At 45.4% G+C, this 15,893-nt stretch carries 17 protein-coding genes; 16 read left to right on the top strand and 1 reads right to left on the bottom strand.

Going from position 1 to position 15,893, the window contains the following annotated elements:
* Position 1 precedes the first annotated feature (1 nt).
* The 16 genes from H2O73_RS08505 to H2O73_RS08580 all read left to right on the top strand — a co-directional run bounded on the left by H2O73_RS08505 (position 2) and on the right by H2O73_RS08580 (position 14,427).
* The gene (locus H2O73_RS08505) at positions 2-2,239 is read left to right on the top strand and encodes a chemotaxis protein CheA (protein ID WP_182108424.1); all 2,238 of its coding nucleotides are present in this window, start codon (positions 2-4) and stop codon (positions 2,237-2,239) included.
* A 25-nt stretch (positions 2,240-2,264) separates the two neighbouring features.
* Positions 2,265-3,395 (top strand): protein-glutamate methylesterase/protein-glutamine glutaminase, encoded by a 1,131-nt coding sequence (locus H2O73_RS08510; RefSeq protein WP_182108425.1) that lies wholly within the window; start codon positions 2,265-2,267, stop codon positions 3,393-3,395.
* 10 nt (positions 3,396-3,405) lie between these two features.
* Positions 3,406-4,182 carry a ParA family protein gene (locus tag H2O73_RS08515; protein WP_182108426.1) on the top strand — a complete coding sequence of 259 codons (777 nt, stop codon included), beginning with the start codon at positions 3,406-3,408 and terminating at the stop codon, positions 4,180-4,182.
* Positions 4,175-5,302: a chemotaxis protein CheW gene (locus H2O73_RS08520; protein WP_182108427.1), complete on the top strand. Its 1,128-nt coding sequence runs from the start codon at positions 4,175-4,177 to the stop codon at positions 5,300-5,302. Before H2O73_RS08515 ends, H2O73_RS08520 begins: the two co-directional genes overlap by 8 nt.
* Before the next feature lie 34 nt (positions 5,303-5,336).
* Positions 5,337-5,831 carry a chemotaxis protein CheW gene (locus H2O73_RS08525; protein WP_182108428.1) on the top strand — a complete coding sequence of 165 codons (495 nt, stop codon included), beginning with the start codon at positions 5,337-5,339 and terminating at the stop codon, positions 5,829-5,831.
* Complete coding sequence (locus H2O73_RS08530) at positions 5,831-6,313, top strand: DUF2802 domain-containing protein (RefSeq protein ID WP_182108429.1); 483 nt, start codon at positions 5,831-5,833, stop codon at positions 6,311-6,313. The genes H2O73_RS08525 and H2O73_RS08530 overlap by 1 nt, the downstream gene beginning before the upstream one ends.
* Before the next feature lie 223 nt (positions 6,314-6,536).
* Positions 6,537-7,157, top strand: a complete 621-nt coding sequence (ccmA, locus tag H2O73_RS08535) for a cytochrome c biogenesis heme-transporting ATPase CcmA (RefSeq protein ID WP_182108430.1) — start codon at positions 6,537-6,539, stop codon at positions 7,155-7,157.
* A gap of 14 nt (positions 7,158-7,171) precedes the next feature.
* The gene (gene ccmB / locus H2O73_RS08540) at positions 7,172-7,828 is read left to right on the top strand and encodes a heme exporter protein CcmB (protein ID WP_220457526.1); all 657 of its coding nucleotides are present in this window, start codon (positions 7,172-7,174) and stop codon (positions 7,826-7,828) included.
* 106 nt (positions 7,829-7,934) lie between these two features.
* Positions 7,935-8,687, top strand: coding sequence for a heme ABC transporter permease (locus H2O73_RS08545; protein WP_182108432.1), 753 nt, complete (start codon positions 7,935-7,937; stop codon positions 8,685-8,687).
* A gap of 3 nt (positions 8,688-8,690) precedes the next feature.
* Complete coding sequence (gene ccmD, locus H2O73_RS08550; protein WP_182108433.1) at positions 8,691-8,897, top strand: heme exporter protein CcmD; 207 nt, start codon at positions 8,691-8,693, stop codon at positions 8,895-8,897.
* Positions 8,894-9,379, top strand: a complete 486-nt coding sequence (gene ccmE, locus H2O73_RS08555) for a cytochrome c maturation protein CcmE (RefSeq protein WP_182108434.1) — start codon at positions 8,894-8,896, stop codon at positions 9,377-9,379. Before ccmD ends, ccmE begins: the two co-directional genes overlap by 4 nt.
* The gene (locus tag H2O73_RS08560; RefSeq protein WP_182108435.1) at positions 9,376-11,334 is read left to right on the top strand and encodes a heme lyase CcmF/NrfE family subunit; all 1,959 of its coding nucleotides are present in this window, start codon (positions 9,376-9,378) and stop codon (positions 11,332-11,334) included. The genes ccmE and H2O73_RS08560 overlap by 4 nt, the downstream gene beginning before the upstream one ends.
* Positions 11,335-11,886 (top strand): DsbE family thiol:disulfide interchange protein, encoded by a 552-nt coding sequence (locus H2O73_RS08565; protein WP_182108436.1) that lies wholly within the window; start codon positions 11,335-11,337, stop codon positions 11,884-11,886.
* Entirely contained in the window at positions 11,886-12,362 is a 477-nt protein-coding gene (locus H2O73_RS08570) for a cytochrome c-type biogenesis protein (protein ID WP_182108437.1), read from the top strand. The genes H2O73_RS08565 and H2O73_RS08570 overlap by 1 nt, the downstream gene beginning before the upstream one ends.
* A complete protein-coding gene (gene ccmI, locus H2O73_RS08575; RefSeq protein ID WP_182108438.1) occupies positions 12,362-13,579 on the top strand; it encodes a c-type cytochrome biogenesis protein CcmI in 1,218 nt (405 codons plus the stop codon). Before H2O73_RS08570 ends, ccmI begins: the two co-directional genes overlap by 1 nt.
* Positions 13,580-13,656: 77 nt before the next feature.
* The gene (locus H2O73_RS08580) at positions 13,657-14,427 is read left to right on the top strand and encodes an MlaA family lipoprotein (protein ID WP_182108439.1); all 771 of its coding nucleotides are present in this window, start codon (positions 13,657-13,659) and stop codon (positions 14,425-14,427) included.
* A gap of 111 nt (positions 14,428-14,538) precedes the next feature.
* On the opposite strand, the gene H2O73_RS08585 is transcribed toward H2O73_RS08580, so the two are convergent.
* On the bottom strand, positions 14,539-15,795 hold the full coding sequence (locus H2O73_RS08585) for an outer membrane protein transport protein (RefSeq protein ID WP_182108440.1): 1,257 nt from the start codon (positions 15,793-15,795) through the stop codon (positions 14,539-14,541).
* Positions 15,796-15,893 lie beyond the last annotated feature (98 nt).

Below are 15,893 nucleotides of genomic sequence, written 5' to 3' on the forward strand. Positions count from 1 at the left end.
TATGAGCTACGATTTAGACGAAGATATTCTTCAGGACTTTTTAGTTGAGGCGGGTGAAATTTTAGAGCTACTTTCTGAACAGTTAGTAGAGCTAGAAAACAACCCGAACGATAAGGATCTGCTCAACGCTATCTTCCGTGGTTTCCACACGGTGAAAGGTGGAGCAGGCTTCTTAAGCCTCACTGAGCTTGTTGATACTTGTCATGGTGCGGAGAACGTGTTCGATATTCTTCGTAACGGACAACGTGAAGTGACCGCAAGTCTTATGGACACAATGCTTAAAGCGCTCGACACAGTTAACGAGCAGTTTAAAGCAGTACAAGATCTTGAGCAGATGGAAGCCGCTGATCAGTCACTTCTCGATGAACTTCATCGTCTAAGTAAACCGGCTTCTGAAGACGAAGCTGCAGTAGCGCCAGTTGAACCTGAAGTTATTATTGAACAACCGGCTCCCGTTATCGAAGCTGCTCCGGTTGTTGAGCAAAACAGCCAAGTCGATGCGGGCTCTATCGATGAAATTACTCAAGATGAATTTGAAAAATTACTTGATGAATTACATGGTGTAGGCTCTGCGCCTAACGCTAGCGCTGCACCAGTAGCACCCGCACCTGCTGCGCCAGCACCATCATCAGCTCCCCAGTCATTTAGTGAATCTGGTGATATTACCGACGACGAATTTGAGAAGCTTCTTGATGAACTTCACGGTGTTGGTCATGCCCCTGGCAAACAAGAACCGGCACCTGTCGTTGCAGCCCCACAAGCTCCAGCGCCGAAAGCGGTAGCATCTGCTGGCGATGAAGACTTGATGTCTGACGATGAGTTTGAAAAGCTACTTGATCAACTGCATGGTCAAGGTAAAGGTCCAAGCATTGAAGAGTTGGACGCTGCCACTAAACCTGCCGCCGCTAATATTGCAGCGCCAGCCGCTCCAGCAGCGCCAGTTGTCGCACCTGTAGCTGTTGCCGCGCCAGCCCCTGCGCCAGCGCCTGTGGTTGCACCAAAAGTTGAAGCTAAGGTGCCAGCAAAGAAAGACGCAGCGCCACCGGCTAAAAAACCTCAGGCAGAAGCGACAGTCCGTGTTGATACATCCACTCTTGATATCATCATGAATATGGTGGGTGAGCTGGTACTGGTTCGTAACCGTTTGATCAGCCTTGGTCTGAATAGCAACGACGAAGAGATGTCTAAAGCTGTTTCTAACTTGGATGTGGTGACTGCCGATCTGCAAGGCGCGGTAATGAAAACGCGCATGCAACCAATTAAGAAAGTATTTGGTCGCTTCCCTCGCGTGGTACGTGATCTAGCGAGAAGCTTGAACAAAGACATCACACTAGAGATGCGTGGTGAAGATACTGACTTAGATAAAAACCTCGTTGAAGCACTTGCCGATCCATTGATTCACTTAGTCCGTAACTCGGTTGACCATGGTATCGAAATGCCAGAAGACCGCGTCAAAGCAGGTAAATCACGCACAGGTAAAGTGATTCTGTCGGCGGCACAAGAAGGCGACCACATTGAGTTGGCTATCGTTGACGATGGCGGCGGTATGGACCCAGACGTGCTACGTGGTATCGCCGTTAAACGTGGCATGATGGATGAAGATGCCGCTTCTCGTCTAACTGACAAAGAATGCTTCAATCTTATCTTTATGCCGGGCTTCTCCAGTAAAGAGAAGATCTCAGATATTTCAGGTCGTGGTGTTGGTATGGACGTTGTGAAGACAGCGATCAATACCCTAAATGGCTCGATTGATATTGATTCAGAGATGGGCAAAGGAACGCAAATCTCAATCAAAGTACCATTAACGCTCGCAATTCTACCAACGCTTATGGTTGGTGTTGGCGGTAATCCATTCGCACTGCCATTGGCAAGCGTGAATGAGATTTTCCACTTGGATTTAAGTCGTACAAACGTAGTTGATGGTCAGTTAACGATTATTGTCCGTGATAAGTCTATCCCATTGTTCTACTTACAGAACTGGTTGGCTCCTCGCTCTGCAGCGGTTGAACAACGTAAAGGGCACGGTCATGTCGTGATTGTACAGTTGGGAAGCCAACGTGTCGGTTTTGTTGTTGATACCCTTATTGGGCAAGAAGAAGTGGTTATCAAACCATTAGATAACTTGCTGCAAGGCACACCGGGTATGGCGGGTGCAACTATCACAAGTGATGGTCATATTGCCCTGATTTTAGATGTTCAAAACCTATTGAAACGTTACGCAGCTGCATCACGAATCTAATCGTTAAATATTAAAAAGGAAGAACATGGCAATACGAGTTTTAGTAGTTGACGATTCAAGCTTTTTCCGTCGCCGAGTGAGTGAGATTATTAATTCAGACGCTCGATTAGAAGTGGTTGATATCGCGACTAACGGCAGAGAAGCGGTAGAAAAAGCACTGAAAATCAAACCAGATGTCATCACTATGGATATCGAAATGCCAATCATGGACGGTATAACAGCCGTTCGTGAAATTATGGCATCGCATCCGATTCCGATTTTGATGTTCTCATCGTTGACTCATGATGGCGCTAAAGCAACATTAGATGCATTAGACGCTGGTGCCTTGGATTTCTTGCCGAAGAAGTTTGAAGATATTGCTCGTAATCGTGATGAAGCGGTAAGCTTATTGCAACAACGAGTGATACAGATTGCTTCACGACGTGGCGGTATGCGTCGCCCAGTGGCACCTCGTGTCGCTCCAGCGACCACGCCTGTTGAAAGAGCGAGCACAAGACCAGCTTTAGGCTCTTTGCAACGCCCTGCGGCGCCGGTTGCACGCCCAGCGGCAGCAGCTGCACGCTTTAAAGCGACAGGTAAAAAATACCAGTTAACCGCAATTGGCACCTCTACAGGTGGTCCTGTTGCGTTGCAGAAAATATTAACCAAGTTGCCAGCTCACTATCCGCATCCTATTTTGCTGATCCAACATATGCCAGCTACGTTTACGGCGGCATTTGCTAGTCGTTTGAATTCACTGTGTAAGATTCAAGTGAAAGAAGCGGCTGATGGCGATGTGTTGCAACCGGGCGTTGCATATTTAGCGCCAGGCGGTAAGCAAATGATGGTCGAAGGGCGTCCCGGTAGTGCTAAATTGCGCATTATCGACGGTGGTGACCGCATGAACTACAAGCCGTGCGTTGATGTGACATTTGGTAGCGCAGCAAAAATTTACGGCGACAAAGTACTTTCTATGGTGCTGACCGGCATGGGTGCCGATGGTCGTGAAGGTGCTCGTATGCTGAAAAACGCCGGAGCCACTATCTGGGCTCAAGACGAAGAAAGCTGTGTTGTATATGGTATGCCTCAAGCAGTGGCAAAAGAGGGTATTTCGACAGAAGACCTGCCTTTAGAGCGAATTGCTGAACGTATGCTAGTAGAAGTAAGCCTAGCGTAGAGGTAAGGCAATGATTGTTTGGAGTATTGCAAATCAAAAAGGCGGTGTTGGTAAAACGACAACAACCATCACGCTCGCCGGTTTGCTCAGCAAGCAAGGTAAGAAAGTATTGTTGGTCGATACAGACCCGCACGGCTCTCTTACGACGTACTTGGGTTTCGACTCAGACAACGTGCCATCAAGCTTGTTTGATCTATTTCAGATCAAGGAATTTACCGAAAACACGGTGATGCCGCTGGTTATGGACAGTGATATTCCGGGAATTGATATTATTCCGGCTCACATGTCATTGGCGACGCTCGATCGTGTCATGGGAAATCGTAGTGGTATGGGATTGATACTAAAGCGCGCACTAATGGCGATCAAAGATCGCTATGACTACGTGTTGATCGATTGCCCGCCTATCCTTGGTGTGATGATGGTGAATGCTCTTGCCGCCAGTAATCGAATCCTGATTCCTGTCCAAACTGAATTCTTGGCGATGAAAGGTTTGGAGCGTATGGTTCGTACGCTGGCGATTATGCAAAAATCACGTAGTAAACCGTTTAAAGTAACAATCGTACCTACGATGTACGACAAGCGAACCCGCGCGTCGTTACAAACATTGCAGCAACTTAAAAAAGATTACCCTAACCAGGTTTGGTCTTCTGCCGTTCCGATTGATACCAAATTTAGAGACGCGAGTTTAAAGCATCTACCTGTATCGCATTTTGCCTCAGGTAGCCGTGGTGTGTTTGCTTACAAACAGTTATTGCTTCATCTAGAGAGGCTAGCGATTGATGAGTGAAGATACGCTACTCTCCAGTGAACAAGCGTTAGATGACTACTTCACCTCATTATTGAGTGAAGACGAGGAACTGCAAGCATTGGTAACCACAGATGTTGGTGAGACAATCCTTGCAGAGCCAGAGCCAGAGCCAGAGCCAGAGCCAGAGCCAGAGCCAGAGCCAGAGCCAGAGCCAGAGCCAGAGCCAGAGCCAGAGCCAGAGCCAGAGCCAGAGCCAGAGCCAGAGCCAGAGCCAGAAGTTTTAGATTTATATCAATTTCAGCCTAAGGTGCAGTCGCAGGAGCCAAGTAGCTTCTTCCACCCAACCACGGCAGAAATTGAAGCTCCGAACTTGGAAGATGTTGAAAGGTTGCTCAAGCAACTTGAATCATATAACGCGGTTGATGATGTGCATCTTGCAAGTGTGATGGAACAAAACACCCTTGATATAGCGCAAGCTACAGCATCTCCTTTGCATGAAGAAGAGATCCAAGAGTGGGAGCCAGAACCGTATATTGAGCCTGAAGTTATCGCTCCAGTCCTCGAATCTATGGTCGAAGTAGAGCCGATTTTCGAAGTTGAAACGGTTGAAGTGGTCGAGGTTGAAGAGACCAACGAGCTAGACACTCAAGTGGAACTTGAAACACAATCAGGTGCAAATTTTGCCAAAGATTGGACAGGCACCAAACGCGAGCAGGACTTCCAAGTGCTCTACTTTGATGTCAATGGTGTCACATTCGCTGTTCCTCTTGACGAACTGGGTGGAATCCATCGCTTGGCTGAACTGAATCATTTGATTGGTCGACCTGAGTGGTACTTGGGTCTGCAAACGAGTAGAGAATTACAGCTTGATGTTGTTGATACCGCCAAGTGGGTCATGGCAGAAAAGTTAACCGATGATAATTACAGAGAACAATATCAGTATATCGTGATGCTTGGCGAAAGCATGTGGGGATTAGCCTCAACTCAATTAATGGGTACTGAGTTACTAGATACCGACAAAGTTCGCTGGCGCGAGACAGCAGGGAAAAGACCTTGGCTGGCTGGTATGGTTAAAGAAAAAATGTGCGCTTTGATCCATGTTGAAGCATTGATCGCTATGCTAAATGCTGGACTTGATGTAAAAGCATTAGATAAATAGAAATGTGCCCTTACAGGCTTAGAGAGGAAAAGGTATGTCTCATACTAGCGAAGTAGAAATGAGAAAAGAACAGTCAAATGACGAAGTACTTCAGTGGGTGACGTTCCAGTTAGAAGAAGAAACTTACGGCATTAATGTAATGCAAGTTCGAGAAGTTCTTCGCTATACGGAAATCGCTCCTGTACCGGGTGCGCCTGACTATGTTCTAGGCATCATCAACCTTCGTGGCAACGTAGTGACAGTGATTGATACTCGCTCACGCTTTGGCTTGATGGAAGGCGAAATCACAGATAATACTCGTATTATTGTTATTGAATCAGAGCATCAAGTGATTGGTATCTTAGTCGATAGCGTTGCGGAAGTGGTTTACCTACGTTCGTCTGAAATTGATACCACACCAAGTGTTGGTACGGATGAAAGTGCTAAGTTTATTCAAGGTGTAAGTAACCGCGAAGGTAAACTTCTAATCTTGGTTGACCTGAATAAACTACTATCTGATGACGAATGGGATGAGATGGCTCATCTATAATGGATACTAGCTGGATGTTTAATGCTCCTGTTATTGCAGGAGCGGTTGCGTTTTTATTGCTTGTGTTTCTTCTAAGCGTGTTACGTATGAAGCAAACACAGCGTCAGGCAGCTGAAGCGTCTCGTCAGCAGCACCGTCATTTAGACCGTGAACTCCAAAAAGCCAATAAACAGCTTTTAGAAGTTCGTTCAGTGGTGATTGGATTGGGTCAAAAAGTCAGTGAGCAAGAAGATATTATCCAGCATCTTGTTGGACGTATTAAAGATCTTGAGCAAGCTGATGGCGACGGTCGCCTCTATTCTCGTGCAACAAAGATGGTCCAGTTAGGTGCTGATTTAAACGAGCTTATTGAAGAGTGTGAACTGCCAAAAGCAGAAGCAGAACTTATGATGTCGCTACAGAATAAGTTGGCTGGTCGAGAAAAGATCCCTCCTCTAGAAGGTATGCCCGAGCAACGTTCAAAGCATCGTCGCACTAGATAACAATATTTGAAAAAGGATGCTATATGCATCCTTTTTTGTCCTTTCTTACTTGGCATTTATTGCTAAATATTTCTATTTGTGAACGCTTAGTGTGAGTTAATGCATGATGTGGTGAATTATTAACAACTTCTTACGTAGTTTCGTGACTCGTAAAGCTCATTCACTATGTTGTAGAAAAACGGCTGTGGTAATATAAACGTCTAAGTTTTAATAGTGGTTGCCAATGCTAGAAGTAAAACAATTAACTGCAATTCGTGACGAAAGAATTTTGTTCGAGTCCCTCTCTTTTTCGATAGATAGTGGTGAGTTGGTACAAATTGAAGGTCGCAATGGTACGGGTAAAACAACGCTATTACGTATTGTCGCGGGTATAGGCGAGCGTGATGATGGTGAAATCTTCTGGAATGGGGATAACATCCAATCTAACCGCGATAATTACCATCAGGATTTATTATTTCTTGGGCATCAAACCGGGGTTAAGCGAGAGCTAACCGCCTACGAAAATCTACGTTTTTACGTTTCCGTTCATAACAATCAGTCGGCAGACAAAGAGACGATTTATCAAGCATTAGTTAAAGTTGGTCTTGCCGGTCGAGAAGATGTCCCAGTCGCTCAATTATCTGCTGGGCAGCAACGCCGTGTTGCGTTGGCGCGCCTTTGGTTGAGTGATCATAAATTGTGGATACTTGATGAACCATTGACTGCAATTGATAAGCAAGGGGTGAAGGTTTTAGAAGCCTTATTCCTCAGTCATGCAGAGCAGGGCGGCATTGTTGTACTAACAACACACCAAGATATGTTTGCTGACAATTCTAAATTACGAAAAATCAAACTAGGTGGTTAATCGTGCTTGCCTTAATGAATAATATCGTTCGACGCGAACTGTTGATTGCCTACCGAAGACAAGCGGATATCTTTAATCCACTTTGGTTTTTCATCATCGTTATTACCTTATTCCCTCTCAGTATTGGTCCTGAGCCAAATCTACTGGCGCGTATTGCTGCAGGTATCGTTTGGGTGGCGGCATTGCTATCGGCTTTGCTCTCTTTAGAACGATTATTCAGAGATGACTACCAAGATGGTGCACTCGAGCAAATGATGTTACTACCGATTCCTTTGCCTTTGGTGGTGATGTCAAAAGTGATTGCTCATTGGCTGCTAACAGGGTTACCGTTGATCATTATCAGCCCATTATTAGCCGTGCTATTGTCGTTAGATTTTAACACTTGGCTGGCGGTGCTATTAACTTTATTAGTGGGCACTCCTACCTTGAGTTTTATTGGTGCAATTGGTGTTGCACTGACTGTTGGGTTGCAAAAGGGCGGGGTATTACTAAGTTTACTTATTCTCCCGCTCTACATACCAATTCTAATATTTGCTACGTCCGCGATTGATGCTGCCTCATTGGGCATGGCGTACAACGGGCAACTTGCAGTATTAGGCGCAATGTTTATGGGGGCATTAACGTTAACACCGTTCGCGATTAGTGCCGCATTGCGAGTAAGTGTTAATTAGTTGTTTTTGATCAAGCACGAAAAATTCCCAGTATATAAATTACAACACTATTAAAAACCGAGAGAATGACAACTCGGTAATAAATGAAGTAAGAGTGAGACCGACAATGTGGAAATGGCTCCATCCATACGCAAAACCTGAGGCAGCTTACCGCCTATGTGGCAAGTTGTTACCATGGTTTGCTATTTTAGCCTTTGCCTGCCTATCAATCGGCACCGTTTGGGGGTTAGCATTCGCGCCGTCCGATTACCAGCAAGGTGATAGCTTCAGAATCATATATATCCATGTACCGTCTGCTATCTGGTCAATGGGTGCTTATATGTCTATGGCTATTGCTGCCTTTATTGGTTTGGTTTGGCAAATTCGTATTTCAGATATGGCGGCACTCGCCATGGCACCGATTGGTGCGGTGTTTACCTTTATTGCCCTTTTAACCGGTGCTGTATGGGGAAAACCTATGTGGGGTGCTTGGTGGGTATGGGATGCTCGCTTGACGTCAGAGCTGATCCTGCTATTTCTCTATCTCGGTGTTATTGCCCTTTATCATGCATTTGATGACCAAAAAACCGCAGCAAAAGCGGCAGGTATTTTGGCACTTGTTGGTGTGATTAACTTACCGATTATTCATTTCTCTGTTGAATGGTGGAATACGCTGCATCAAGGTGCAACGATTACCAAATTCGATCAGCCATCAATTTCAAACGACATGCTTTGGCCACTGTTGCTGAATATTTTTGGATTTGCATTCTTCTTCGGAGCCGTCACTTTGATCCGCTTACGAAATGAAATTATCAGCAAAGAAAGCCATCGCCCTTGGGTGATTGAAATGTCCGCTCGTCTTACTCAAAAGGGGAACTAATCGATGCATTTTGAATCTTTGAGTGATTTTTTTGCTATGGGTGGCTATGCAGGTTACGTGTGGAGCGCATTCGGCATTACCTTTTTCGTGATGATTGCTTTGCTAATTAGCAGCGTTCGTCGTCATAAATCTCTACTTATTGCAGTTCAAGATAAAGTGGCTCGTCAAGCTCGAATTGATGCCGCTAAGAATTTGGAGAACACTCTATGAACCCAAGACGTAAAAAGAGGCTCGCTATTGTTCTAGCCATTCTTCTTGGTATTGGCTCGACTATTGGTCTGATGATCTATGCATTAGGTCAAAATATGGACTTGTTTTATACGCCAACCGAGTTAGTACAAGGTAAACCTGATGGCTCTAAACCCCACGTCGGACAGCGTCTGCGCATTGGTGGCATGGTTGTAGAGGGGTCGGTAAAACGTGATTCTGAATCATTAAGAGTAACGTTTGAACTGCATGATGTTGGTCCTAAAGTGACAGTTTTCTATGATGGTATTTTGCCTGATCTATTCCGTGAAGGTCAGGGTATTGTTGCGCAAGGCGTGTTAGTCGATGCTACAACGATAGAAGCTTTTGAAGTACTGGCAAAGCATGATGAAGAATATATGCCACCAGAAGTTGCTGAAGCGATGGAAAAGACCCATACGCCACTTAACTACTCAGATCAACAAAAACAAGGAAGCAGTCAATGATTGCTGAACTCGGCCACTTTGCACTGATCATCTCGCTTGCGATGGCAGTGCTATTGAGCATTTTGCCGCTGGTAGGTGCTTCCAAAAATAATACCGCATTGATGAACAGCGCTCGTCCTCTTTCATGGGCTATGTTCCTTTTGCTGGCATTTTCATTTTGTATTTTGCTATGGGCGTTTTATACCAATGACTTTACCGTCAGTTACGTAGCGAATAACTCCAATACCCAACTGCCTTGGTACTATAGGCTGACAGCGGTATGGGGTGCCCACGAAGGTTCATTGTTGCTTTGGGTACTCATTCAAGCGGGTTGGACTGTCGCTGTTGCCACGTTTAGTCGAGGCATGCCGCAAGAATCAGTCGCCCGCGTACTCGCGGTGATGGGGCTGATCAGTGTGGGCTTCTTGTTGTTCATTATTTTGACTTCAAACCCATTTTTGCGCACCTTACCTTTCTTCCCTGTTGATGGTCGTGACTTAAACCCACTACTGCAAGATCCAGGTTTGATTATCCACCCTCCAATGCTGTACATGGGTTATGTGGGTTTCTCTGTGGCGTTCTCTTTCGCGATAGCATCACTCATGACTGGGCGTTTAGATACCGCTTGGGCGCGTTGGTCTCGTCCTTGGACAACGGCGGCGTGGTTGTTCCTTACTCTAGGTATCGCTCTAGGCTCTTGGTGGGCGTATTACGAACTTGGCTGGGGTGGCTGGTGGTTCTGGGATCCAGTAGAAAACGCATCATTCATGCCTTGGCTTGCGGGTACGGCGCTCATGCACTCATTAGCCGTCACCGAAAAGCGTGGTACGTTTAAAGCGTGGACGGTATTACTGGCAATCTCTGCATTCTCACTAAGTTTATTAGGTACCTTCCTAGTACGTTCAGGTATCTTGGTTTCGGTACACGCATTTGCTTCTGACCCATCACGCGGCATGTTTATTCTTGGCTTCTTGGTGTTCGTCATCGGCGGTTCACTGCTATTGTTTGCTGTAAAAGGCGCCGCTGTACGTGTTCGTGGTAATTTTGATTTAGTTTCGCGTGAGAATGCGTTGCTAGCTAATAATATCTTACTGATGGCGGCTCTGGTTGTGGTATTGGTGGGTACATTGTTACCACTGGTTCACAAGCAAATTGGTCTTGGTTCGGTTTCTATCGGCGCACCATTCTTTGATATGTTGTTTGCATGGTTGATGATCCCATTCTCATTTGTATTGGGTATTGGTCCTCTGATCCGTTGGAAGCGTGACAACCTATCAACCCTTGTTAAACCTATGGCTATTTCAGCGGTGATTTCCGTTGTTCTTGCTGGTCTGTTTAACTGGATGTTCTCAGACTACTTCGTCTTTATGACCTATCTAGGTTGGTTGATGGCGATGTGGATTGTGGTTCTCCATTGCTTCGAGTTGTATGAGCGTGCAACGCATCGTCATAGCTTCTTTACGGGCGTACGTAAACTACAACGAAGCCATTGGGCGATGATGCTTGGTCATATTGGTCTTGCGGTATCAATCATTGGTATCGCGATGGTGCAAACCCACAGTATTGAGCGTGATGTTCGTTTAGCGCCGGGAGATAACTTCCAGCTAGAAGAGTACAACTTCTACTTCTCTGCTTTGCGCGATAAAGATGGTCCAAACTACGATGGTTACATTGCTGATTTTGAGATCACATTAGACGGCAAATACATCAACACTCTACATGCTGAAAAACGTTTCTACCGAACGGCTCGTTCGATGATGACTGAAGCGGCGATTGATCGCAGCCTAACTCGCGATCTTTATGTTGCGATGGGTGATCGCCTTGATGACAACAAGTCATGGGCAATCCGTATCTATTACAAACCATTTGTAAATTGGATTTGGGCGGGTTCTATCATCATGTCACTAGGTGGTGCGATTGCAATTAGCGATAGACGTTACCGCTTTAGAAAAAACGCCAATAAGCAGGAGGCATAAATGAGCAAGAAACTTTTATTTATTCCGCTGATTGCATTTTTGGCGTTGGCGGCGGTGTTTACCACTCAGTTGGTGCGTAATGCAGAGGGTGATGACCCAACCAAACTGGAATCAGTATTGGTTGGTAAGTCTGTACCAGAGTTCCGCTTAGAAGACTTGGCTGAACCGGGCAAACTGTACGACCAAGCGATTTTCAAAGGTGAGCCTTTGCTGCTAAATGTATGGGCGACTTGGTGCCCAACTTGCTATGCAGAGCACCAGTACCTAAACACCTTGGCGGGTGAAGGAGTGAAAATCATTGGTCTGAACTACAAAGATCAGCGCGACAAAGCTGTGGGTTGGCTAAATGACCTTGGTAACCCTTACTTGATCAGCCTGTTTGATGGTAACGGTATGCTTGGTCTTGATCTTGGTGTGTATGGCGCTCCAGAAACCTTCCTTATTGATGCTAATGGTATTATTCGTTACCGCCATGTTGGTGATGTAAATCCGCGCAATTGGGAAGAGAAACTGAAGCCTATGTATCAGCAATTGGTGGCGGAGGCTAAATAATGAAAAAATGGTTTATTGCGCTCTTCGCTGTACTGACTTTTTCAATGGCAGCACAAGCTACCATTGAAGTGTATGAGTTTGAAAACCTGCAACAAGAGCAGCAGTTTAAAGAGCTTGGCAATACATTGCGTTGCCCAAAATGTCAGAACAACACCATCGCAGATTCGAATGCCGAATTGGCTCAAGATCTACGCCACAAAGTGTATGAAATGACCAAGCAGGGCAAGTCAAAAGACGAAATCGTCGATTACATGATTGCGCGCTACGGTAACTTTGTGACTTACAATCCTCCTTTTACTGTTGCAACTTCAATTTTATGGTTAGGTCCGTTAGCGGTTGTGGTTCTAGGCTTTGGCATCATTGTGCTGCGTAGCCGTAAAACCAAAAAAGCAGCAACTGATGAACAGTGGGACCAAGACAAAGAACAGCGTTTAAAAGCGCTATTAGATGAAGAGAACAACGGAGATAAGCAGTAATGACTCTATTTTGGATTTCTTCAATTGTTCTTATTGCTCTCAGTGGTGTGCTGGTTGCTCTTCCTTTCATTAAGAAAAAAGAGAACAACGACGAAGCACTGCGTGATGAGCTAAACAAAGCCCTATATAAAGATCGTCTTTCTGAGCTTGAAGAAGAAACAGAAGAAGGCTTAGTTGCTGATCAGCAAGAGTTGATTGATGACCTAAAACAGTCGCTGTTGGATGACATTCCGACTGAAAAACAAGTGTCTGAACATACTCAGCTCAACCCATGGGTAGTGATCATTCCTTCCATGCTGCTTACCATTGCTTTGAGCTACGGTCTGTATGCAAAATTTGGTGCCGCTGAAGATGTACAGCAATGGCAACAAGTGACTTCAAACTTACCAGCATTATCTAAGAAACTGATGTCGCCAGAAGGTGCGTCTTTAAGTGACGATGAGATGCAAGACCTTACTTTGGCTCTGCGTACACGCTTACATTATGAGCCAAGTGATGCGACAGGTTGGTTGTTATTAGGTCGAATTGCGTTAGCAAACCGCGACATTGAAACGGCCATTGGCGCAATGGATAAAGCATACAACCTAAAGCCTGACGATCCAGATATTATGTTGGGTTACGCTCAATCATTAATGATGTCTCAAGAAGAAGTGGACCAAGATACGGCTCGAGCAACACTGGGCAAGCTTGTTCAACGTAACTACATGGATGTCAGAGTATTCTCGCTATTAGCTTTTGATGCCTATGAGCGTAAAGACTTTGCTGCCGCTGTTCGTTACTGGAGCATTATGCAGCAGATGATTGGTCCGCAAGACGAGCGTTATCAAATGCTGGCACGCAGTATCGAGAACGCCCAGAAACAGATGGGTGTAACGGCAGCGGATGGTAAGTCGGTATCGGTGACCATCAATTTAGCACCACAAGTTAAAGCTAGCTCTGGCGCGGCATTAATTGTTTCTGTTCACCGTGCAGATGGCTCACCAATGCCAGTGGCAGCGGCTCGTTATCCATTAGGATCTTTCCCGCGTACGGTTGTGCTTGATGATGGCAACAGTATGATGCAAGGACAAAAGTTATCACAACTTGAAGAGTACGTAGTACGTGTTCGTATAGATAGTGATGGTAATGTTGCGACCTCGCAAGGCGATTGGTACGGTGAGAGCCAAGCCACTGAAATGGGACAAGCGGTTGAAGTTATCGTCAATACGAAGTATTAATATTCAGTGTTAATAAGCACCAAATATCAGTAAACTAAGGCCGGAAACTCACCGGCCTTTTTCATGGAAAAATTATAATGGATAGCCTTAAGCCAAAGGTATGGACATCGCTACTATCGGTTTTGTTGCTTGCGGGATGCGCCAGTGCACCAGAAGACGAGTCAGAAACCTATAGTAACACCTCACAAGTCAGCGACCCATTTGAAGGTTTTAACCGTTCAATGTGGGCGGTTAACTACGACTATCTTGACCCATATGTTGTGCGCCCTGTGTCCCTTGCTTATGTTGGCTATACGCCGCGCCCAGTTCGTCTTGGTATTGCCAATTTCTTAAGTAACCTTGATGAGCCATCGAGCATGGTTAACAACCTCATTATGGGTAACGGTGGTAAAGCGCTTGATCACTTTAATCGCTTTTGGATCAACAGTACCTTCGGTTTACTTGGTTTGATTGATATCGCTTCTGATGCTGGTATTACTGATCACAACGAGAAAGCACTGGGTGATGCACTAGGTCACTATGGCGTGGGTAACGGACCTTATGTGATGGTTCCGGGTTATGGTCCTTGGACGGTGCGTGAAACGGCTGATTTCGCTGATAGTATGTATGTGCCTTTGTCACTACTCAACTTCTGGGCAGGGCTTGGTAAATGGGCATTCGAGGGGATGGAGAGCCGTGCTTCGTTAGTCACACAAGAAGCAATGCTTGAAAACTCGCCTGATCCATACGCACTTACTCGTGAAGTGTATATTCAGCATCAAGATTTTAAAGCTGAAATTGAGAGTAAGCAGCAAGAAATTGATCACGACGAAGAAGCTTATCTAGATGAGTATTTAGAAGATCTTTAATTGTGATTAATTTTATCCACTCTTAAGTGAAACAAACGAAAAAGGCTTGGAATCTCCAAGCCTTTGTTATTTCTGTTGTCACCATTATTGTAGCGATGGGTTAGCGCAAGCTTAGAACTTGTAGTTCGCTTGTACACCGATTAGCCAAATGCTACCTGACACTTCACCTTCGAATGCGCCACCAAATGCATCAGCCCCAGGCTTACCCGGTTTCCCTAGGTCGCTTTCGTGCATTTTTGCATCTTTAGCAATGATGTAAGTAAAGCCCGCATCCAGCGTTAGTTGTTCAGACCACTGGTAACCGGCACCAATGCTTAGCCATAGACGGTCTGTTTCTGGAATCGTCGCGGTGCGGTGCTCTTCACTTACTGCTGAGGTATCGTATGCCACACCGGTGCGAAGTTGAAGCTTGTTGTTGTACTGGTAAGTAGAACCAATTGCAAAGCGGTAGTTGTCTTCCCAGTTTTCTTCTTTAATTGACACGCTTGGTTCATTTGGAAAATCAGCAACGAGTTCTTTAAAGCTGCTCCAATCGGTCCAGTTGATACTGGTATGGATAGCCACTTTTTCATTTAGTTGGTGATATGTTGCCAGTTCAGCGGTTGCCGGTAGGGCTAGATTCATTGAACCTGGTTTATAGTTTGACATGAATCCCAGACCTTTGGCATGCCCTTCAAGGGTCAGGTCGACTTCTGATTTGTAGGTAAAACCAACACGGTTAGTATCATTGATTTGCCAAACAGTACCCATTTGCCAAGCGAAAGCTGTGTCATCACCTTCCATGTATTTCAGTGTTGCTCCTGGAAGTGTTGCTGTAGCGACGGCACCAAAGCTACCTTCTGCTTGTACAAAGCGCAGACCACCACCAATGCTTACTGCATTCGTTAGCTGATAAGCGGCGTTTAGGTTAGCCTCCATGGAAATGATGCTTGCTTCATTGCCGTGGTTAGCACCAGCAAAGTCTTTGCCTAGGTCGGTTTCCATACCGTAGTTAGTACCAAGCGCAAAGCCTAGTGCAAACTTGTCATTGTACTTATGAGATACGTAGAAGTTTGGAATTACCGCGTCATGAGCAAAGTCTGATGAACTCGCCGGAATTGAGCCGTCACTAGTGCCAGTAATATCAATATTTGGGTCGACATAAATAGCGCCTACAGAAACTTGAGTCCCTTCTAGGTAAGTTAGCAACGCTGGGTTACGCCATTGTGAGCTTGCGTTGTCTGCCATTGCAGCTTCACCCGCATACGCACGGCCTAGACCGGTTGCTGAGTATTCTGCTAGCTGGAAACCTGCGGCATTAACCGACGCTGAAGCTGACATTAGGCCACATGCCACTGCAAGTGATAGGAGAGACTTGTTTGTTTTCATTGTAATGTTCGCTGAATATGATTTTAGTTAGTGCGGGGATGTTAAATTTAGAGTAAAAACTTTAAAAATAAAAAACACTGTAAATAGCATATTCAAGA

Origin of the sequence: Vibrio marinisediminis (assembly GCF_014050145.1) — a bacterium.
GTDB lineage: Bacteria > Pseudomonadota > Gammaproteobacteria > Enterobacterales > Vibrionaceae > Vibrio > Vibrio marinisediminis.